The organism is Micromonospora sp. KC213, from assembly GCF_004348325.1.
Taxonomy (GTDB): domain Bacteria; phylum Actinomycetota; class Actinomycetes; order Mycobacteriales; family Micromonosporaceae; genus Micromonospora.
Genome location: NZ_SMKF01000113.1, coordinates 1 through 19,047, shown reverse-complemented (window position 1 = coordinate 19,047; position 19,047 = coordinate 1). Strand labels below are relative to the sequence as shown.

General features: G+C 67.5%; 21 protein-coding genes and 2 pseudogenes. 10 read left to right on the top strand and 13 right to left on the bottom strand.

The window, feature by feature from the left end; genetic code table 11:
• From E1166_RS20985 to E1166_RS20940, 9 genes are all read right to left on the bottom strand, one after another.
• Positions 1–527, bottom strand: a 527-nt coding sequence (locus E1166_RS20985) for a DUF2637 domain-containing protein (protein ID WP_132341244.1), incomplete at its 3' end; no start/stop codon positions are given.
• Positions 524–808 carry a hypothetical protein gene (locus tag E1166_RS20980; protein WP_132341242.1) on the bottom strand — a complete coding sequence of 95 codons (285 nt, stop codon included), beginning with the start codon at positions 806–808 and terminating at the stop codon, positions 524–526. The genes E1166_RS20985 and E1166_RS20980, both read right to left, overlap by 4 nt.
• 17 nt (positions 809–825) lie before the next feature.
• Positions 826–1,158 carry an RRQRL motif-containing zinc-binding protein gene (locus tag E1166_RS20975; protein ID WP_132341248.1) on the bottom strand — a complete coding sequence of 111 codons (333 nt, stop codon included), beginning with the start codon at positions 1,156–1,158 and terminating at the stop codon, positions 826–828.
• 761 nt (positions 1,159–1,919) lie between these two features.
• Positions 1,920–2,225, bottom strand: coding sequence for a hypothetical protein (locus E1166_RS20965; protein ID WP_132341240.1), 306 nt, complete (start codon positions 2,223–2,225; stop codon positions 1,920–1,922).
• Complete coding sequence (locus tag E1166_RS20960) at positions 2,222–2,758, bottom strand: hypothetical protein (RefSeq protein ID WP_132341238.1); 537 nt, start codon at positions 2,756–2,758, stop codon at positions 2,222–2,224. The genes E1166_RS20965 and E1166_RS20960 overlap by 4 nt, the downstream gene beginning before the upstream one ends.
• 85 nt (positions 2,759–2,843) lie before the next feature.
• Positions 2,844–3,035 carry a hypothetical protein gene (locus E1166_RS20955; protein ID WP_132341236.1) on the bottom strand — a complete coding sequence of 64 codons (192 nt, stop codon included), beginning with the start codon at positions 3,033–3,035 and terminating at the stop codon, positions 2,844–2,846.
• The gene (locus E1166_RS20950) at positions 3,032–3,919 is read right to left on the bottom strand and encodes an FtsK/SpoIIIE domain-containing protein (protein WP_132341234.1); all 888 of its coding nucleotides are present in this window, start codon (positions 3,917–3,919) and stop codon (positions 3,032–3,034) included. The genes E1166_RS20955 and E1166_RS20950 overlap by 4 nt, the downstream gene beginning before the upstream one ends.
• Positions 3,920–4,032: 113 nt before the next feature.
• Positions 4,033–4,968 (bottom strand): hypothetical protein, encoded by a 936-nt coding sequence (locus E1166_RS20945; protein WP_132341232.1) that lies wholly within the window; start codon positions 4,966–4,968, stop codon positions 4,033–4,035.
• 121 nt (positions 4,969–5,089) lie between these two features.
• On the bottom strand, positions 5,090–5,422 hold the full coding sequence (locus tag E1166_RS20940; protein WP_132341230.1) for a hypothetical protein: 333 nt from the start codon (positions 5,420–5,422) through the stop codon (positions 5,090–5,092).
• 155 nt (positions 5,423–5,577) lie between these two features.
• Between E1166_RS20940 and E1166_RS20935 the strand changes: the two genes are divergently transcribed.
• The 3 genes from E1166_RS20935 to E1166_RS20925 are packed head-to-tail and all read left to right on the top strand — an operon-like array spanning position 5,578 to position 7,494.
• Positions 5,578–6,384 carry a GntR family transcriptional regulator gene (locus E1166_RS20935; RefSeq protein WP_132341228.1) on the top strand — a complete coding sequence of 269 codons (807 nt, stop codon included), beginning with the start codon at positions 5,578–5,580 and terminating at the stop codon, positions 6,382–6,384.
• Positions 6,381–7,124, top strand: a complete 744-nt coding sequence (locus E1166_RS20930; RefSeq protein ID WP_132341226.1) for a glycosyltransferase — start codon at positions 6,381–6,383, stop codon at positions 7,122–7,124. Before E1166_RS20935 ends, E1166_RS20930 begins: the two co-directional genes overlap by 4 nt.
• 37 nt (positions 7,125–7,161) lie before the next feature.
• Positions 7,162–7,494, top strand: coding sequence for a hypothetical protein (locus E1166_RS20925; protein WP_132341224.1), 333 nt, complete (start codon positions 7,162–7,164; stop codon positions 7,492–7,494).
• Positions 7,495–7,586: 92 nt separating this feature from the next.
• Here E1166_RS20925 and E1166_RS20920 read toward each other — a convergent pair whose 3' ends face one another.
• Both E1166_RS20920 and E1166_RS20915 read right to left on the bottom strand, forming a co-directional pair.
• The gene (locus tag E1166_RS20920; protein WP_207914392.1) at positions 7,587–8,135 is read right to left on the bottom strand and encodes a DUF4262 domain-containing protein; all 549 of its coding nucleotides are present in this window, start codon (positions 8,133–8,135) and stop codon (positions 7,587–7,589) included.
• Positions 8,136–8,683: 548 nt separating this feature from the next.
• Entirely contained in the window at positions 8,684–9,934 is a 1,251-nt protein-coding gene (locus E1166_RS20915; protein WP_132341222.1) for a hypothetical protein, read from the bottom strand.
• A gap of 457 nt (positions 9,935–10,391) precedes the next feature.
• Here E1166_RS20915 and E1166_RS20910 point away from each other — a divergent pair, with 457 nt between their 5' ends.
• The 6 genes and pseudogenes from E1166_RS20910 to E1166_RS20885 all read left to right on the top strand — a co-directional run bounded on the left by E1166_RS20910 (position 10,392) and on the right by E1166_RS20885 (position 15,056).
• Complete coding sequence (locus tag E1166_RS20910; RefSeq protein ID WP_132341220.1) at positions 10,392–10,787, top strand: hypothetical protein; 396 nt, start codon at positions 10,392–10,394, stop codon at positions 10,785–10,787.
• 445 nt (positions 10,788–11,232) lie between these two features.
• A pseudogene (locus tag E1166_RS20905) lies at positions 11,233–11,623 on the top strand (IS6 family transposase); the annotation flags it as partial.
• An 82-nt stretch (positions 11,624–11,705) separates the two neighbouring features.
• Entirely contained in the window at positions 11,706–11,921 is a 216-nt protein-coding gene (locus E1166_RS20900; protein WP_132341218.1) for a CDGSH iron-sulfur domain-containing protein, read from the top strand.
• 108 nt (positions 11,922–12,029) lie between these two features.
• Positions 12,030–13,142, top strand: coding sequence for an iron-containing redox enzyme family protein (locus E1166_RS20895; RefSeq protein WP_243710462.1), 1,113 nt, complete (start codon positions 12,030–12,032; stop codon positions 13,140–13,142).
• 109 nt (positions 13,143–13,251) lie between these two features.
• Complete coding sequence (locus E1166_RS20890; RefSeq protein ID WP_243704764.1) at positions 13,252–13,956, top strand: class I SAM-dependent methyltransferase; 705 nt, start codon at positions 13,252–13,254, stop codon at positions 13,954–13,956.
• A complete protein-coding gene (locus E1166_RS20885; protein WP_243710461.1) occupies positions 13,953–15,056 on the top strand; it encodes a glycosyltransferase in 1,104 nt (367 codons plus the stop codon). Before E1166_RS20890 ends, E1166_RS20885 begins: the two co-directional genes overlap by 4 nt.
• 33 nt (positions 15,057–15,089) lie before the next feature.
• On the opposite strand, the pseudogene E1166_RS32185 reads toward E1166_RS20885, so the two are convergent.
• A pseudogene (locus E1166_RS32185) lies at positions 15,090–15,472 on the bottom strand (site-specific integrase); the annotation flags it as partial.
• Positions 15,473–15,516: 44 nt separating this feature from the next.
• Complete coding sequence (locus E1166_RS20875; protein WP_132341212.1) at positions 15,517–16,500, bottom strand: LLM class flavin-dependent oxidoreductase; 984 nt, start codon at positions 16,498–16,500, stop codon at positions 15,517–15,519.
• A 1,600-nt stretch (positions 16,501–18,100) separates the two neighbouring features.
• Between E1166_RS20875 and E1166_RS20865 the strand changes: the two genes are divergently transcribed.
• On the top strand, positions 18,101–19,047 hold a 947-nt coding region (locus tag E1166_RS20865), incomplete at its 3' end, for a poly(3-hydroxybutyrate) depolymerase (RefSeq protein WP_132341208.1).

Below are 19,047 nucleotides of genomic sequence, written 5' to 3'. Positions count from 1 at the left end.
GGTGCCGGGACAGGCGCAGCGGACCGGTTGGCGATGGTGTTGGCGGCGGCGAGGAGTGCGGCGGCTTCGGCTTCGATGGCGGAGAAGTCGGGTCGGATGCGTCCGGCGACGAGTTCGACGCCGATGACAAGGACGACGACGAGCGCGAAGACCAGGCGAAGTCCGAGGCTGCCGGGAGAGGCGAAGTTGATCGTTGCCGACAGCATTGCGGCGGCGGCGAACACGACCAGGGCTCCACGTTTGGCATCGCGGGCGATACCGGAGGTACGGACCACGGTGAGCATGGAGACCATGGCGGCGTCGAAAATCAGCGGAACCAGGTAGGCGAAGTAGCCGGCGTTCTGGGTCCACAGGTAGTGCGCCTGATGCAGGTAGCTGGTCAGCAGAGCGCCGAGCAGGACGAAGCGGTTGTACCGCTTGATCGAGTTGATCGCCTTGAGCATGTTCGGCACAGCGTTGCGTGCGTACTCGGTGGCGAACTGCTCCGTGAACGTGCTGGCGTTGGGATTGGGCGTCTTGGTGGTCATGAGCGCCGCCCGCGAGGGTTGGGGCGGGGCGAGGTGTGGGGAGCGCGACGCGTGTCGCGGTTCGGGTTCGGGTTGCGGTGGGTGTCGTTGTCGCGGGTGGGGTTGGCGTAGAGGGAGAACGCCAGGATCGTGACGTTGCGGTAGCCCCGGCCGGTGAGGTCGGCGGTAACGGGGGCAAGGTCGTTGACGGTGGCGAAGCGCTGGCGAGCGGTGACGTCGACGGAAGCGACGGCGAAGCCGCTCGGGGCCTGGTAGCTGAACGAGACGTAGTAGCGGTGCATGGTGGTGTCCTTTCGGGTCAGTGGCAGTCGAGGCAGGTGCCGGTACGGCGGGGGATGTAGTAGGGCTTGACCTGCTGGCAGTCGGGGCAGGTGCGCCGCGCGATGAGCGCTTTGTCGATGGCCGCCTTCTGGGCGGGGGTGGCGGTGCGCTTGGGTAGCGCGAGGTCGAGTCGGTAGAGGTAGGCGACGCGCTTGCCGCGCCGCCAGAGGATCTGCGCGGCGGGTTCCTGGCCGCCGGGGCGCAGGTCGCGGGCGCGTAGTTGCCGGCGGGTCAGTAGGTCGCCGGGGGCGAACTTGTAGGGGTAGGTCGGCAGGCCGTAGCGCTCGCCGGTCGGGTCGTAGAACACCATCGGGTCCTCCGAGTCGTCGTCGGCCTGGTCCTGGTCGTCACCGCCGTTTCCGGCCGTGGTAAAGGTGGGGTGTTCGTAGGTGTCGCGGTCGATGTCCTCGGGCAGGAACGCCGCCGAGCAGACCGCGCAGACGATCGGGCCTTCCTCGAAGGCAGTCGTGGAGATGCGCAGCTTGCGGGGGCACTCGCATTCGCAGGTGACGCCGTTGTTGTTGTTCGTGCGCTGCTTGCCTTCCCCGGTGGGTTCGGGGTGGCGGTAGAAGCGCAGCGCGTCTGCGAGGCCGGTGATGGTGGCCCGGTAGCGGGCGCGGGTGAGGTCGGTCAGGGTGCAGGGCGAGTAGCCGAGCTTGTCGTCCTTGGTGGTGGACAGGCCGAGTTCGGCGGCGAGGGTGGCGAACTTCTTGTTGTGCCAGCGGCCCTGCCGGGAGGTGTCCTGGATGCCTCGCGCGTCGGCGAGGGCGTGGGTGGCTTCGTGCAGGAGGGTGGTGAAGACGGCTTCCGGTTCGCGGGACAGTCCCTCACCGGAGATGAGGATTTCGGGGAGCTGCTTGTCGCCGGCCTGCCAGCGCAGGGCGGCGAAGTGGCCCCACTTCATGCCCTGGTTGGGCTTGGTGGGAGAGCCGGAGCCGACGACGATGACGGCGGCGGGGATCTCGGGGTGCCGGTCGCGGATGGCGGCCCAGGCGGATTCAAGGGCGGCGACGAGGCCGGCGGTGGAGATGTCGTCTTGACGTGTCACGTCGGTGATCTGGAGGGCAGAAGTCATCGGGTCACCTCGGCGGGGAGCGCGGTGGACAGCCGGTTGCCGGTCAGGTCCAGGAGCTGGTTCGGGGTCAGTGGGGCGAGTACGTCCGGGTGGGTTTCGTGGCGGCGGCGGCGTAGCAGGGGCCGCACGACGGCGGCGGTCGGGCACAGCGGTGCCTTCTCGCTGTAGGGGTGGCCGCAGCCGGGGCAGGTCAGCGGAACGGGCAGGCGGGCCGGGGTGTGATCGGCCCAGAGGGTGACGAGCTGGGCGACGGTCACGCCCAGGCCGGCGGTTACCAGCCGGCGGTCGAGTCGGGCGTTCATTGGGCGGCCCGCCAGGCGAGGAAGCCGTCACGGGTGGGGTGCTTCTCGGCCCAGACGCAGGCGTCGGCGTAGGTTTCGAGGTCGTCCTCGGTGGCGTGGGTCCAGTCGTGGTCATCGGCGCAGGTGCGCAGGATGTCGAGGACATCGGGCAGGGTTTGGGTGGCGTCGTCGTTCCAGTCAGCGACGATTTCCGTCGTGGCACACCAGGAGCCGCTGGTGGAGTCGAAGTCAGGAACGCGGCCGTCGTGCCAGAGGAAGTCGGCCAGGCAGCGGACCGTCTTGTCCCAGAGGTCGGCGGCGGCACCGTCGCCGCAGTACCGGTCCTCGATGTTGACGGGGTGGCCGTAGACGGCCGTGGCGATGGCACCGAGGGTGCAGGCCGGCGGGAACGAGTCGTGCTCGCCGAACTCGTAGGGGTTGCCCTGGGTCCAGCCTCGAAGTTCGAGGTAGCGGGCGGCGCAGCGGAGGATGTCGGCCGGGGTCAGGTCGGCCAGCGCGCCGGGGGTGTGGATCGGTTTTTGGGTAGGGTTCATGGCGGCCACGTCCTTTCGTGGGCGGTGGTTGGGCCGGCAGGTCGGGGAGCTTTCTCAGGGCAGATCCCGGTCTGTCGGCCGTCTTCTATCGGTGGTGCAGGTGGAGCCGGAGGAACACCCGCTGCCGGTCGTCGTTCGGGCCGGCGGCGGTGGGTGCGGAGCGGTAGACCAACGCCCCCGCGTTGCGGGCGATGGCGGTAAGTGCGGCGATGTCCTCGCCGTCACCGATGAGCACGAGGTCCAGGACGCGAGTCGGGACAGCGGTCGTGGTTTTCATGCCGCGACCTTGGCGGCGGGCCGCTCCGTGGAGGTGCCGAGGCCGGCGGTGCGGCGGCGGGTCCAGGCGGCGTAGTCCGCGACGCGGATGATGTCGTCGTCGGTCATGTAGGCGGCCTTGACCAGGGCGGGGATGCCGCCTTCGGCGATAAGGAGTCCGGCGCCCTGGTTGTTGGGGTCGATGGTGTTGGAAGAGAAGCCGCGGGCGGCCCAGCCGTGCCCGAGGACGATGTCCGAGGACACGTCGGTGGTGCAGCGGCCGGCGAAGCGCCAGGCGAAGATGTCGCGCAGCGAGGTCGGGATGATGTCCGACGACGGTCGCTGGGTCGCGGCGGCCACGATGATGCCGACCGCGCGGCCACGGGCGACGATGTCGCGTAGCAGCGCGGCGAACAGCTTTTGTGTCTTCTCGTCTCCGGCGGTGGCCGAGAAGTAGGCGATCTCGTCGCAGGCGACGAGGATCTGACCGAACAGGTCGTTCGGACCGATCTTGCGGCGGCGGCGGGCCTTGAGGAACGAGTACCGGTTGTCCATCACAATCTGCACCCGGCGCAGCGTGCGGATCGCGTGGTCAATGTCGGGGCCAACGAACACGTCGCAGGCGTCCTCCCACAGCCCGAGTTCGACCTGCTTGCCGTCGAGCAGGCACAGCCGCACGTCCGGGCACAGGGCCGCGTGCCCGACGATGGTGTTCAGCAGACTGGACTTGCCCGCGCCGGGCTCACCGCCGATGAGGATGTTCCGGTAGATCATCGGCAGGTAGACCGCCTGGCCGAACTCATCGATGCCGAGGAAGACAGGGTCGAAGATGGACAGGACCGACGCGACCGGCACCGACTCCGCCGGGTTGCTGGTCTGGATTCCCAGAGGGCTCGTGGCGTCCATGAGGGCTCCCGAGAGTCAGTTGACACGTACGTGTCAAAGGCGGATGGGGGTTGGGAGATGGCGCGGACACCCGGCCCCGTCAGGGGGGTGCTTGGTCCGCGCCGTCCCGGTGGTTAGGCGTAGTCGGAGGGGTCGAACCCGTTCGGGCTCTCGGTGGTGGTGTGGGTGTTGCGCGGCTTGCGCGGGCGAGGGGTGTCGGCGGTCGTGGTGACCGACTCGTCCGGCACGTCGGGCAGGTCCAGGCCGACAGACGGCATGCCCGGTGAGGTGGGAGCGTTGGCCGGAATGTCCGTGGGGACGTAGTCCGGCAGCGGCGACACGACCTTGTGTGCCAGCGGTTCGCGGCGGGTGATGTCGATGCGGATCAGCGCCGCGTACTTGCGGGAAGCGCGCATGACACGGACCTCGTTGGCCCAGCACGCCACGGCCAGCTTCTGTACCTGGCCGTCCTGCTCCAAATCGCGCAGGGACAGACCGGGACGCAGCCACACCCAGACCCGTTCACCGGCCGGGGTCGGCTTCGCGGGCAGGATCAGCGGCAGTGAACCGTGCCGGTTGGTGGCGATGAACGCCGCGAAGCACAGCCGCAGCCGGTGCCGGACGACCAGGCACCAGGCCCAGGCCATGACCCGACGGCGGACCGGGCCGATCGCGGCCGGCAGGCCGACGACCAGGGCGACGACGAGCAGCGAGCCCCACAGCGGGGTCGACTGCATCACCATGTTCCAGCCGTAGACGGCGACAAGGCCGAGCACGATTTCCGGCAGCCAGTGCCAGAACACGCGCAGGACCGGCCACGCCACGATCAGCGCGAACACCACCGCGCCAAGCAGGGCACCGAGGACGACGCCGAGCAGGGCACCCACGATCGGGTGCAGGTAGTGCGACGCCACCGTGCCGGCCAGCAGGCCGACCACGCCGAGGGTGACCCAGAACGCGATGGTGGCCCGACGACGGTACGAGCGGGCGATCGGAGCTTCGATGACAGTGACGGTGTTGCCCCCACGGTTCGACCAGCCGAACGGGGACCTCTGGCTAGACTTGGACACGACGAGTCCTCCCTAGGTAGGGACCTTGTTGGACAGGACGCGGGGTCGCAGACGACGCCAATCAACGGCGACCCCGTGTCCACCTCTTCGCTTCTGTGGAGCCGATCGAGAACGCCCGCCGCTAGGCGGCGACGGTGTCCATCGCGGTCAGGGCCGACGCCCGGAACGCGACACCCGAGCGGACCTTGCCGTCCCGGTCGTTGACCCAGGGCAGCGCCTCCAGGTCCACCGGAACGACCGGCTGACGAACGGCCACCGCCGGCATAACCGGGCTGACCACCGTCACGTTGATGACCTCGGCGCTTCCCTCCGACAGGGCGTAGAGCTGCACCGCCCACATCGGCTGCTTCGTCTCCCGGTCGAACTTCTGCTGACCCGTCTGGTCCAGCTTCGGAACCGGGTTCACCGCGACCTCGTACGACACCCGCGAGGTGTCCAGCAGCAGACGTCCCATGACTGACTCCTTCTCAACAGGGGCGCACCCACCTTGGGCGACCGCCCATCTGGCCAGTCCTCATGTCTTCATGAGGACATGTTGACAGTATGTCGCTGGGACGGCAGCGTCAAGAGTTCATGAGGACCTAAACTGAGGAAGTTGAGAGGAGCGAGATGGCAGCCAAGTACGAGCGCATAGCCAACGAGCTACGCGCAAAGATTCGATCTAGGGAGCTTGGGCCGGGAGACCAGCTACCGAACGAGCAGCAGCTCGTCGCTGACTATCGAGTGAGCTTGCCGGTCGTGCGGCAAGCCCTGGACGTCCTAGAGTCCGAGGGCCTAGTTGATCGGCTACACGGGCGCGGCACCTACGTGCGCGCCCCACGGCAGCGCGTGCGGCGAACCCCTGAGCGGTATCAGTGGGAGAAAGATCGCGTACTGCTTTCGGGCGCTCAGCGTGGCCGTACCGGTGCTACCGAGAAGGACACCGGGCTCACCATGAGCGACTTGGAGTTCAGTGCGCGGTACGACACCGTGTACGCGGACGAGGATCTAGCCGCCGTCTTCAAGCTTCCGGTTGGTGCCAAGCTTCTCCGTCGCCGCTACAGCACGCGATCGCGGCAGGAGCGGGCACCCATCAGTGCAGTAGTGAGCTACCTCCCCTATGACCAAGCCGCCGAGAACCCTGCGTTGCTAGAGGAAAGCAACGAGCCGTGGCCGGGCGGAACACAACACCAGCTCTACACGGTGGGGATTGAGCTGGACTGCATCATCGACCACATCACCACTCGGCCGCCGGGGCCAGAAGAGGTAGAAGAACTGGACCTGCGCCCAGGAGTATCCGTCTTTTGCTTACGGAAAGTCTCCATTTCGACAACCGGAGCGGTGGTAGAGGTGTCCGACGTGGTTCTGCCAGGTGACCGAACGGAGTTTGTTTACACAACCACCCTCGCGCGCTGGGAGAAGGGCGGCCAGCGATGAGTGTTATCAGCATTATCACGCCTGTCTACAAGCCTGTTCCGGAACAGCTTATGGCTGCATATCGCTCACTTAAAGAGCAGCAAATGCCAGAAGGCTGGTCATGGGAATGGGTCGTGCAGGAGGACGGCGAGATGGGCGACGTCCGCTCGATCCTCCCTCAAGACGAGCGCGTATCAATCAGCCGCAACCGTCATGGCGGCGTCGCCATCACGCGAAATCTGGGCCTCGCCCGTGCACGTGGAAGCTTGATTAAGAACCTTGACCAGGACGACATCCTCACTCCCGGAGTGCTCGCACGTGACATCCGTGCGATGGCGGACAATCCCGACGTGCAGTGGGTCACGTCACGGGTGCTCGACCTACTGCCTGACGGCTCCACCGTAGGGTTTGAAAACGACCCTCCGGAGGGGCCGCTAGCGCCTGGGTTCGTTTTCAACCACTGGCGCGAACACAACTATCGACTTCCAGTGCATCCTACGACGATATGTATACGCCGAGACCTTCTAGTCGCGCTCGGCGGCTGGATGTCCGTTCCCGGATCGGATGATACCGGAATGCTAATCGCGGCTAGCGTCGTAAGTACCGGCTACTTCGTTGGCGAAGTCGGGTTGCTATATCGCAAGTGGCCCGGACAGGTGACTGCAAGCGCCGCTCACACGGAGCCTGTGGAGTGGAAACTCCGCATGAGCCTGATCGAGGAACGAGGTCTTGCTCTAGGGGCGGTACAACGGCAGCGCTGAACCCTTCAGGTTGGCGACACTGGTCATACTCGCGTCTATGGTGAGCGATCGGTTGCAGGCGTGGGTCCGGGCACGCTTCGGACCGTCTGAGGCCGAAGCCGTCCTGGACCTCTTGGCGGATCTCGTGCCTTTGGCGCCAGGCAGCAGCGCCGAGGGCATCGAGCGTATCCAAGCTGCCGTGGTCCTCCTGTCGGGTGGAGATAGCCGACGCTTCCTTGATGCCGTGGCCTTAGCCCAGGAGGACTGGCGCGACGTGTTGGTTGAGGCGGGGCTTGCCGATGGTGACTGGGTTGACGAGCTGAACGCCACGCTCGGCGACAGCAGCAAGTCCGAGCGCGCCGGCCGCCAGTCGACGTCACGCAGATCCTGATACCGGACAGCATCGGTGCTGAGCTGTCGGGTCTCAGGACCTTCGTGACAGAACAGTCTCGGGACACGGGTTGACACGTCCGGCTAGAGGATCTAGAGATCCTGCGTCCAGACGCCTACTGGATGGTCCTCTGGCCGCTTCCAGAGCTGAGGCTGACGGTGGTGGAACTGCTCGTCGCACTCGTCGTCCCAGTGCAACCGGCCCTGACGATCCGGCCAGACGACTTGCAGGAAGGGAAGCGGTGGCTTGCGGTAGAAGGCGATGGCCCGGCCGAAGAACGCCTTGTACCAGCGGTAGTCGATGGACTTGAGATGGACTTTGTACGACTCGATCACATCGTCGCGTACCTGCTCCGCCTCCAGGCCCACGCCGTTGGCGGCCTTGGTGCCCAGGTCGTTGAGGCACGCCTTCGACACCTCAACGTCCAGGCCAAACATGGCGAGTTCCGGCAAGCGGAAGGTGTGCCACAGACCGACCGTGTAAGCCCAACCGGGTCCCTTGTCATCCTCGGGGATCATCTTGACGCTCCAGCCGTCCTGCTGGATGTGCCTGATCGTGGCCAACTCCATCGGGTGCCGCTCGGCTGAGTCACCGTAGTCGTGGCAGAGGATGCAGCAGCAAGGCGACTCGGCTTGATTCACGCCGCGATCGTAGAGGGCCACCTGTCTGCCGTCACCGCTCCGGGCGTCACGCAGGTCCTGATACCGATCTGTCGCGCAGGTCTCGAGACCGGCAGGCAGCATTGGTGCTGGGCTGCATTGGTGCTGAGCACGTGTGAGAACTTTCTGTACGAGATCAAGGCGGCCCGCTTCGCAGGCCGCTCGCGCCGCCGAACCTGGGCCGGGCCGATGGCCCGCCGCCGCGCCTCTGGCCTTCGGCCGCCAGCGCGACGGTGATAGCCCGCCGGCGGCGCGACATACGAAGAAGCCCCGGGCCGCCATGAGCGATGGCAGTTCCGGGGCTTCAAGTTGGTCGAGACACAGGCAGTGCCTCCGGCGGGGCGCTCGGGCGCTCTGGGATGGTGGCGCCATCCCATCAACCTCCGTCCGGGCAGAGCCGAGTGGGTGGGGCCTGCCCGGTCAAGGTCGTTCAGACAGTGGTGTGCTCCACCTTGACCGGGCAGGCCCCACCCACTCCACGAAGTGCGGACGAAGGCCGACGGGATGGCTAGGTGACCGAGCAGCACACGTCACGAACGGTCTGATGGAACACGCGTCGGTTCGAGGCGCGTACGGAGTTCATTCACTCGTTCATCTGGGGCTAGTGCCCACGTCACTCCGACTGCCAGTTGAAGGAACCCTTCCACCGCATTGAGATGCCTAGCGACCTCGACGGCCTCTTCCTCGGTGCCCAGATCGGCGTGCTTTAGCTTCTGTAGCTGGGCTCGAACGGTCACAATTGCGGTAGCTGCCATCTCATGTAGGGGTGACGGCTCGGCAACCGGCAGGCCGGCATGCACGAAGCAAAGTACCTGAGCCTTCTTGGTTGGGCGAATCTTGGGACTGTGGCCCTTCTGATCGATGTACGTTAGGCCCTTTGCGCTCGGATAATTTGCCTGCAACCACTCCATCACTTCGTCATCAGTGAAAGCAGCCCGAAGCAGTCTGTCAATCAATTCAATGAGCGAGTTGGCGGCCTGCGCAACGGGGTCGGCAGAGTGTTCGAGCGCGTCTCTAGCTCCCTGAATCTTGCGTCCGAGCGCCGCGCTTAGCTCCTTAACAGCAGCTCGGCTCCGCCCGGAGACCACCTCCCGGAACTTGTCTGCCAACATTGCCAGGTCCGCCAGTTCAAGCGGCGTAGATTCCGATTCGCGGCTGTTCAGCAGAACTGCACCAGAGCTGAACTCAACAAGCTTCTCTAGCGCTTGGTCCAGGTGGATGGCGAGTGTAAGTAGTGCGTTCGGCGCTCCGGTCAACGCAGGAAGGCTCCTAGCTTGCACTGCTGGAAGTGCGGAGAATAGATCGTCCATAGCCACGGCGTATGGCATTAGGTTCCTTGCGGCCCGGCGAAGAGCTACGACCAGGATTGCGCAGTCCTGCCGCAACGCCACCTTTAGACGGTTGTAGGCAGCCGCGCCAAGTAGTCTTTCCAGGTAAAGTCGAGCACCGTCTCGCTTTGCGGCCTTGGTCCACTCAGGCACTTGATCCTTCGTGAAGGTCTCAAAGTGCTTGGCTGCTGCTTCGATTTGTTCTTCACCGATCTCGCCGGCAAAGAAGCGAGAAAGAATCTCGTCTAGCCGGTCTCCCCAGGGGCGTGGATCCGTGTCGTCGGTAAGGGCTGCGCTGCACGAAACGATCAGGTCCCAAATGAGAACTGCTTCATCGCTGGCCTTAAGAATCTGCCGCTGCTGGATGGGTAGGCGGCTGACCTCACGCGCGACCGCAGAAACGCCTACGAGAGCGATGGCCTGTTCGCCGTAGCTGGGCTTGGGGATGGTCACAAGGTTCTCCCGGGGAGCCAGGGGTGCGTCCTGCACGCTAGTCCCCGCCTCCGACAGAAACGAGCAGGTTTCAGGAGTATGTGTTGCCTGTCCAGAGGCGGTGCCGACTCGACGTACGGGCCGTGGCCGCCAGCAAAGGTGATCCACGGCGGGGGTCTAGCGTTGCTTGCATGAGGCGGGAGATCGAGCCGGAAGTGCAGCGGCTGCGGGACCAGGCGCTGACGGGCATCGGTCGCTCGTCCGGTCGGACGCCGATCCGAACCGCGCTGTACCACCCTGACGCGAGGCCGGGTCGACCGACGCCCGCGGTATTCGGTCGGCCAGCTTCCGACCCTCGGAACACCTTGGCAGGACACCGTCTGCCACCGAGATCAATACCGCTGGAAGTGGTGAGCGGCGAAGTCGACGGGGCAAGGGATCTTCACGTCTCGCGTTCGGGTCGGTACTCTTCGCATCCATGGCGTCTCGGGACAAGTCCAAGCTGTGGCGGTTCTGGGGCTACGGCGTGCTTGCTGTGCTCCTCCTGTCTCTCGGCAGCAACGCGTTCGGTCCAGGCATCTACGCGGCTCTCGTTGGCCTGTTGCTCTTCTTCGTCCTCTTCCAAGCCCCGGTCTACTGTGGGGCGATCAACCGGAGGCGCGGCGGCCTCGTTGAGTTCTGCCGCAACAACTCGGCTGGGCTGATCCTGGGCTGCCACCTCCGACAGCACAAGTGGCAGAAGTTCGGGCGCGACTGGTGGTCCCTCGGATGGCGAGAGAAGAGCAAGGGCATCTGGACGGGGGCCCAAGCGAAGCTGGCGACTCTCAGTTTCGTCATCGGCACGGTGACTGGCGTCATCGGCGTCTTCAAGTAGGCCACCCTCGGTGGGGCGGCAGTACAGCAACGCAGTACAGCAACCGACGACACCAAACGGAGCTACGACGACCACTATCGGGCCGTCGATCAGCGGTGCGAGCCGCACGGAACCGCGTTGCCGATCTCTGGGGGTCAAGGGGTCGTCGGTTCGAATCCGGCCGTCCCGACGCAGCTCAGAGGGCTGATCCAGCACTTGGGTCGGCCCTCGTCTGCGTTCCGGGGACCAAGATCAGTCAAGTTGGCGGTGGCTGGCGCTCCTTGACCGTTGGTCAAGTTCCAACGACCATCTCCGAGTTGTTCTCTTGAGGCATCGAAGCGGCCCGCTTCGCGGGCCGGCCGGCCACACTGGGCGGATGACAAGACCTAGAAATTTCGGGCTCTGCCCCGAACCCCGGCCTGCCTCAGGTACTGACGCCGGTGAGGTTGTCGTCTCGTGTCCGGTCCTGGTCTCCGCCGTCGTCGGCTTCCGGTTCCCGCCCGAGGTGATCGTCCTGGCGGTCCGCTGGTACCTGCGGTTCAACCTCTCCTACCGGAATGTGGAGCTGCTGGTCAAGCGGGGTGTCGAGGCCGATCATGTCACCGTCTGCCGGTGGGGTGCAGCAATTCACTCCGCTACTGGCCAACGCCGCCCGGGCCGCTCGTCACTCACCTGGTGACCGCTGGTTCGTGGACGAGACCTACGTCAAGTCAACGGTGTCTGGCGGTACGTGTACCGGGCCGTGGACCAGCATGGTCAGGTCAGTCTCAACGCGTCGGGACGCCGCCGCGGCCCGGCGGTTCTTCCACCGGGCGCTGACCACGCTGAAGGTCACGCCCGGCGAGATCGTGACCGACGCCCCACCCGCGACCCGGGTGGTCGCCGTCGCGCGGGTCCGGCGGCAGTTTGGATCGCCGCAGCCGGGGGACCACAGGCGGCATGACGTCGACAATCACCCCGTACGAGGACGGACCGCTGATCGTCCGCGGAGACTTCGAGTTACGCACACCGGACGGCACGCCCATCGCACCGGGCCGGGCGACGATCGCCCTGTGCCGGTGCGGGAGGTCAGCCATCAAGCCCTTCTGCGACGGCACCCACAAGGTGATCAACTTCCGTGCCGGCGCCGATCGTGACACACCGAAGCCGCGATGAACCCACCGAGACGACCGGGGCGCGCCCGCGCCGATCGACGCCGGACACCGGGTTTGTGGCAGTCGGGAGCGGGGACAGGCAGCGGGACGACTGTGCAGGGAGGCCAGGGTGGTTGAGTCTGGTGACCGTCGCTATGGTCCGGCGCCGCTGCCGCAGCCACGCGGGCCGGTCTCCGCGGCGCTGCACGACGCGCTCACGTCCGCCCCGCACGACCTACCCGCAGACCTGGCCTCCGAGTTCGACGGGGTGGACCCGATCGACAACGAGGACCTTCAGCTCACCCTGTTCCTCTGCTACGAGCTGCACTACCGCGGTTGGCGCGGCGTGGACGACCGGTGGGAGTGGCAGCCGTCGCTGATCGCGCTGCGCAGCCGCGCCGAGGCGGTCTTCGAGGTGGCCGTGCGCGCGCTCGCCGGTCCGCAGCCCCCGCTCCTCGACGGGCGAATGGCCTCCGCTCTCGCCGCCGCGGTGGCGGCCGACGACGGCCCGGCGCTCTCCGCGTACCTGCAGCAGCGGGCGACCCACGAGCAGTTCCGTGAGTTCGTCATGCACCGCTCGATCTACCACCTTCGAGAGGCGGACCCGCACAGCTGGGCCCTGCCGCGGCTGGGTGGCCCGGCGAAGGCCGCCCTGGTCGAAATCCAGGTCGACGAGTACGGCGGCGGCCGGCTCGACCGCATGCACGCCGAACTGTTCCGCGTCACCCTGGAGCGGCTCGGTCTGGACAACGGATACGGGGCCTATCTGGACGCGGTGCCCGCGGTGACCCTGGCGGGCAACAACCTGATGTCGCTGTTCGGGCTGCACCGCCGGTTGCGCGGGGCGCTGCTCGGGCACCTCGCCGCCTATGAGATGACCTCGTCGCTGCCGAACCGTCGCTATGGGCGGGGCCTGCGGCGCCTCGGTCTCGACAAGGCGGCCACCCGCTTCTACGACGAGCACGTCGAGGCGGACGCGGTGCACGAGCAGATCGCCGCGCACGACATGTGCGGCGGGCTGGTCCGGGTCGAGCCGCACCTCGCCGCCGACGTGCTCTTCGGGGCTTCCGCCGCCCTGGCGCTGGACCGTCTCTTCGCCGCCTGGACTCTGGACAGCTGGCAGGCCGGCCGCAGCTCCCTGCGTCCCCGCGGTCCCGGCGCGCCGATCACCCTGCACGTCGACGAGCCGCATCGCGCCACCGGCTCGGAGACGGCGAGCCTGATGACCGGCCTGGCCTGCTGAGCCGCGAGCGGCGCCAACCCGTTTGAGGCGCGACGGAACGGGCACAGGCAGGACCATCGTCGTGCGGGAGGCAGAGTTGTCGTTTGATGCGAGCGCCTACGGGCGGTACGTGGCTGACGTGTATGACGAGACCTACGCGTATCTGACTCCGGACAGCGCCGTGGAGGTCCTGGCCGAGCTGGCCGACGGCGGGCCGGTCTGCGAGTTCGGCATCGGCACCGGTCGCCTGGCGCTTCCGCTGGTCGAACGCGGCCTGACGGTCGCCGGCATCGAGGGTTCTCCCGACATGGTGGCGGGCCTGCGGAGCAAGGCGGGTGGTGACCGGATCGACGTGGCGGTGGGGGACTTCACCCACACCCGCGTACCCGGCGACTTCGCGTTGGTCCTCCTCGCCTTCAACACCGTCTTCGCGCTGCCCGACCAGGCCGCGCAGGTGGCCTGCTTCCGCAACGCGGCCGCCCACCTGCGTCCCGGCGGTCGGTTCGTGGTCGAGGCCTGGGTGCCGGACCCGGCGGCGTTCCGCAACGGCTCGGCGCTGCGCCTGGTACGGGTCGCGGAGGACGAGGTCCTGCTGGAGACGGCGCTCCTGCACTCCGCCGAGCAGAGGATGACCACCACCAAGGTTCGGCTGACCGCGGGCGGGGTCCACCTGTTGCCGGCGAACCACCGGTACGCCTGGCCGGCGGAGCTGGACCTGATGGCCGAGCTGGCCGGGCTGCGCCGCGAGCACCGGTGGGCCGGTTGGACGCGCCTGCCGTTCGGCGACGACAGCCGGGAACACGTGAGCGTCTACCGCCGGGCGGATTCGGCATGACCGGCGCAGCCGCCCGGCCGCGACGGATGCCGATGTCGTACGTGCTGCCGATCCGGCGGGTGGACGACAGCGACCCGGAGCAGTTGACCGACTACCTGCGCTGGCTCGCCGCCCGGGTGGAGGTGATCGTGGTGGACGGGTCGCCGCCCGAGGTCTTCGCCCGCCACCACCGGCGGTGGCATCCGCTGGTCCGGCACCTGCCGCCCGACCCGAGCCTGTCCGGCCGGAACGGCAAGGTGCTCGGCGTGCTGACCGGTGTGCCGGCGGCCACACACGAGGACGTGGTGATCGCCGACGACGACATCCGCTACGACGAGGACGGACTACGCGAAGTCCGGCGTCTCCTGCGACGGGCGGACCTGGTGCAACCCCAGAACCACTTCGATCCGCTTCCCTGGCACGCCTACTGGGACACCGGGCGGATCCTGCTCAACCGGGCGATCGGCGCGGACTTTCCCGGAACCCTCGCGGTGCGGCGCAGCGTCTTCCTCGCCGCCGGTGGCTACGACCCCGACGTCCTCTTCGAGAATCTTGAGCTGATCCGGACCGTACGAGCCTTCGGCGGCAGCGTGGCGGCCCCCGCCGGGCTGTACGTCCGGCGTCTGCCTCCCACCACGAGACATTTCGCCTCCCAGCGCGTTCGCCAGGCGTACGACGAACTCGCCCAGCCGGCGCGGCTGGTAGCCGCGCTGCTCGTGCTGCCCGGGGTGGCGGCGGCGGTCGCCGCCCGGCGTCCGGGGCTGCTGGCCGCGGCTGCGGCGGCGGTCATCGGAGTGGCCGAGACCGGCCGGCGCAAGGCCGGCGGTCCGGCGGTCTTCCCGCCGGCCACCGCGGTGCTGGCGCCCCTGTGGTTGATCGAGCGCGGCGTGTGCAGCTGGCTCGCGGTCGCCCAGGGCGTGTTCTGCGGTGGCGTGCGCTACGCCGGCGGGCGGCTCGGTCGCGCCGCCCACTCCACGCGGACCCTGCGGCGGCGGCTCGCCGCATCGGTTGCTGGATCGCCTGAGAACGGAGAGGGGGGAGCAGTCAGCGCCTGGGGACCAGGTGGGGACCACACGTCGTGCTCGATGGTGGCCCGGTATGCCGTCGATTGCACGGCTTGATCTTGGGGAATTGCGTGCGTGACGTGCGTGGGCGTCAAGGCCCGCTTTGGCGACGACCGGGCGGAAGGCCCGAAGCACGTTGTGCCGGTCGAGGGCCGTGCCGGCGACGGTGGTGAAGACCAGGCGGGCGGCTCGCCCTGGCGCTGATGGTGGGTGGTGAGCGCGGTGACGCACCGGGCAGGCAGGGCCAGGGTGCGGCGCGACTTCTTGGTCGTGGTGTCACCGTCGGCGCGGACTGAGCGCCACACCTGGGTGGACGGCGGCACGGGCGGGTCGTCGTGGGGCTTGCCGGTGAGGTCGACGCGTGCACAGGTGAGGGCGCGAAGTTTCTCGGTACGAGCGCCGGTCAACAGCAAAACCACGATGTAGGCGTGCAACGAGTTGCCCTCAGCAGCGGCCAGAAGTGCCTTGGCTTGCTGCGGTCTGCTCTGCCCCCTACGTTGGCCAACCCGCGTTCCAGTCAGGACCGAGAGACGGTCAGCATGCCGCACATTGCCCCCGCGCGGTCGAGTTGCTCCTGAAGGTCGCCGACCACAGAAAGCACGACGCTGTCCGCGCCGGCAGCGTGCAGTTCGCGGATCCGGCGGACACAATCGGCCGGAGTACCAACTAGGACGAGTTCGTCGACCCACAGGTCGGGTACGGCGGCGGCGCGTTCGGCCTCGGGCAGCGCGGCAATCTGAGCGAGCTGCCCGGCCAGGTCCAACGGGTCGAGATGGGCCGACCAGGCCGGTTCGGTGATCGCGGCGGCCAGCACCGGGCGCACGGCGTCGCGGGCCGTCGCCTCGTCCTCGTCGAGATGGCAAAGCGCGTAGGCGGTGATTGGGTGCGAGCGCCGGTCGCCGCCCTGTCCGCGTTCGATCGAGGCGCGAGCCGCCGCGAGGTAGGCCGGCGTGACAGGCTCGGCCAGCAGCGTCCCGTCGGCGTAGCGGCCCGCCACCTCAAGTGACTTGGGACCGCGCACCCCGGCAATTACAGGCGGCGGCTGGCGGGGCGGGAACTCCAGGGACACCTGGTCCAGCCGCACGTAGCGGCCCTGCACTGTGACCTCCTCGCCAGCGAGGAGTCGGCGGACCGCATCCAGGTGCTCGCCAAGCGCGGTCAGCGGCGAGGCCGGTGCCGCGCCGATCTGGCGCATCCAATCCCGCATCCCGTGCCCCAGTCCACAGGTGAGCCGGCCTGGGTACATCTCGGCCAGCGCGGCAACCTCCATCGCAGTGAACGCCGCGTTACGCGCCACCGCCGGCAGAATCCCGATGCCGACCGTGATGTGTTCGGTCGCAGCTAACGCCGTCGCCGAGGCGGCGATCCCACCAGCGAAGAAGCAGTCCTCGACCACCCACACCTCATCGAACCCGGCGCGCTCAACCGACCGCGCAAACGCGGCGATCTCCGGTGCGGGCAGCCGGCACGGGATCTGAAAACCGATCTTGGGACGAGTCATTGGCGCCGCTCCTGATGATCACTCGACTCGGGCCCGGCCAGTATCACTGGTGCAGTGGGATTCGACTAGACACGCGAGCAGCCAAGGCGACAGACACCGACGGACGTCTCACCCACGTTCGGGACAAAGAGATCGGTGTGCCCGATGCGTGCCCGATGCAGCGGGCACACCGGCCAGCGGCGGCTCGTCGCGCAACTTGCCCGCGTCGTCCTTTGCCCTTGGTGCCAGCCACCACCCACCCGCAGGATTGCCAATCCACCTGATTCCCAAGCTGACGATGCGCGTCACGCGGGACCAGACCTACCTACCACCACTTTGGACACCATCCGAAGACCTTCTCTGCCGGCCCTGGTGCCTTTTGCCCTAGGGATGGCTCGCGCCGACCAAGCCCGACGCGATTATGGGTCGTAACGATGCTCTTTCACATCAGGTCCCGCCTGTCGGAGCGGTGAACGACACGGGAGTGGAGGGGGCGGAATAGACGCCCGCATGGTCAACCGCGCGGACGTACACCTCGTAGATGCCGCCGGGGACAGCGTCAAGGTGGCTGTCCGCTGGTCCGGGTTCGGCCCCCCGACGCCCAGTGCGCCGCCATTGACGTAGACGTGGTAGCGGGCGATAGGGAGGTCGCCGGGTGTCGACGCCGACCACGACACTGTCGCCGAGGTAGGGGTGAGTTCGGTCAGGGCGAGGTCGGACGGCGCAGACGGCGGCACAGACAAAGCGGTGGTGATGGTGCCCCGCGACGAAGGGGCCGACTGCGGGGTGCCGTCGGTGTAGCGGACGATCACCTGAAATGTGTACGTCGTCCCGGGTCGGAGCCCGGCAATCTCGACGGCGGTCGTCGATGGCCCGGTGCTCGCCCGGATCTGCACTGGTTGGGTGGGAGTCGCCGCCGGCACGAGCAGGTCGTAGCCGGCGATGGAATTGCGGCTCGCGGGACAGCTCAAGCATCTTCGGCCGGTACGCTCACGCCGGCCTCGCGGTCGATCCGCCGGGCCGGCGGCCGGGTCCGGGCGGAGCCGTCGCCGACGTCAACGGCGAGCACGATCCGCCCGCGCTGCGAGGCGGCGCCAACCCTGCGAGGGCCACCCACAGCCAGGCGACGTCGATCCCGCCGGCGCCCAGAGCGTCACCACCACGGCGGCGCCCGGCGGTCAGAGTGCCGCGACCACGGCGGTGCCCGGCGACCACCGACAGGTCGACCAGGCTGGTCGCGGGCCCGCCCGAGCAGGCAGCGCGTTGCCCGATCACCTGACCTGGAAGATCGCGCTTGGTTGACATCGTCATCGTTATCTATAAAATCGAGCAAAGTCGATATTCGAATCGGTTCGAACGCGGATCCTTGGCAGCGTCTCGGGGCGTTGAGGAGGTCACGACGCGTGCGGGTGAGTGGTCCCGGCGACCCGCTCTTGGTTAGTCCGGCCGTCGCGGCATCACCGGATCGGGACCGCGCTACTCGGTGTGGTCGCGGTCGCGGTGACCGGGCTGGTCGCCACGCCACGCCACACCACCCGACCGCGCGGGAGCCGTGGACCTGCGACGCGGCAGCAACCAGTGGTGGATGCGGTCGTGATCGGCCAAGAGAGGGAGTGACGTGATGTCCAGACAGAGATCGCTGCTCGGACTGGTCGCGATTTCGGCGGCTGTCGTCGCCGGGATGGGGATTGTGGCGTCCGACGGCGGCGCGAACGCGTCGACGAGCGTCCGTCCGCTCGCGGCATCCGCCGGATGCGGCAAGGCTCCGACGCTCACCAGTGGTACACGCACAATCCAGAGCGGTGGTCAGAACCGCAGCTACATCCTCCGGGTTCCAACCAACTACGACAACAACCGCCCCTACCGGTTGATATTTGGGTTCCACTGGTACGGCGGAACAGCCAACGACGTCGACTCGGGCGGAAGCGACGGGTACAACTGGTCCTATTACGGGCTCCGCCGCCTGGCCGACAGTGCGAACAACGGCACCATTTTCGTCGCGCCTCAGGGGAACAACAACGGCTGGGCCAATCCCGGTGGTCAGGACGTCACCTTCGTCGACGACATGATCAGGCAGCTCGAGGCGGGGCTCTGCGTCGACACGACGCAGCTCTTCGCGGCCGGTTTCAGCTACGGCGGGGCCATGTCGTACGCACTGGCCTGTGCCCGGGCGACCGTCTTCCGGGCGGTGGCCGTCTACTCCGGGGCGAGTATCAGCGGATGTGGCGGCGGCACCCAACCCATCGGATACATCGGAGTGCACGGTACCCGGGACTCGATCCAGAACGGGCGAGCGCTGCGCGACACCTTCGTGAGAAACAACGGCTGCACTCCGCAGAACCCACCCGAGCCGGCGCAGGGCAGCCTTACGCACATCGTGACCACCTACTCCGGATGCCGAGCCGGCTACCCGGTGGTGTGGGCTCCGTTCGACGGCGGCCACGACCCGGGTCCGATAGACGGATGCGCCTGTGGCGGCTGGCGAAGCTGGACCCCCGGCGTGGTCTGGAACTTCTTCTCACAGTTCGACAGCACCGCACCCCCGACCACCGCGCCCCCGACCACGGC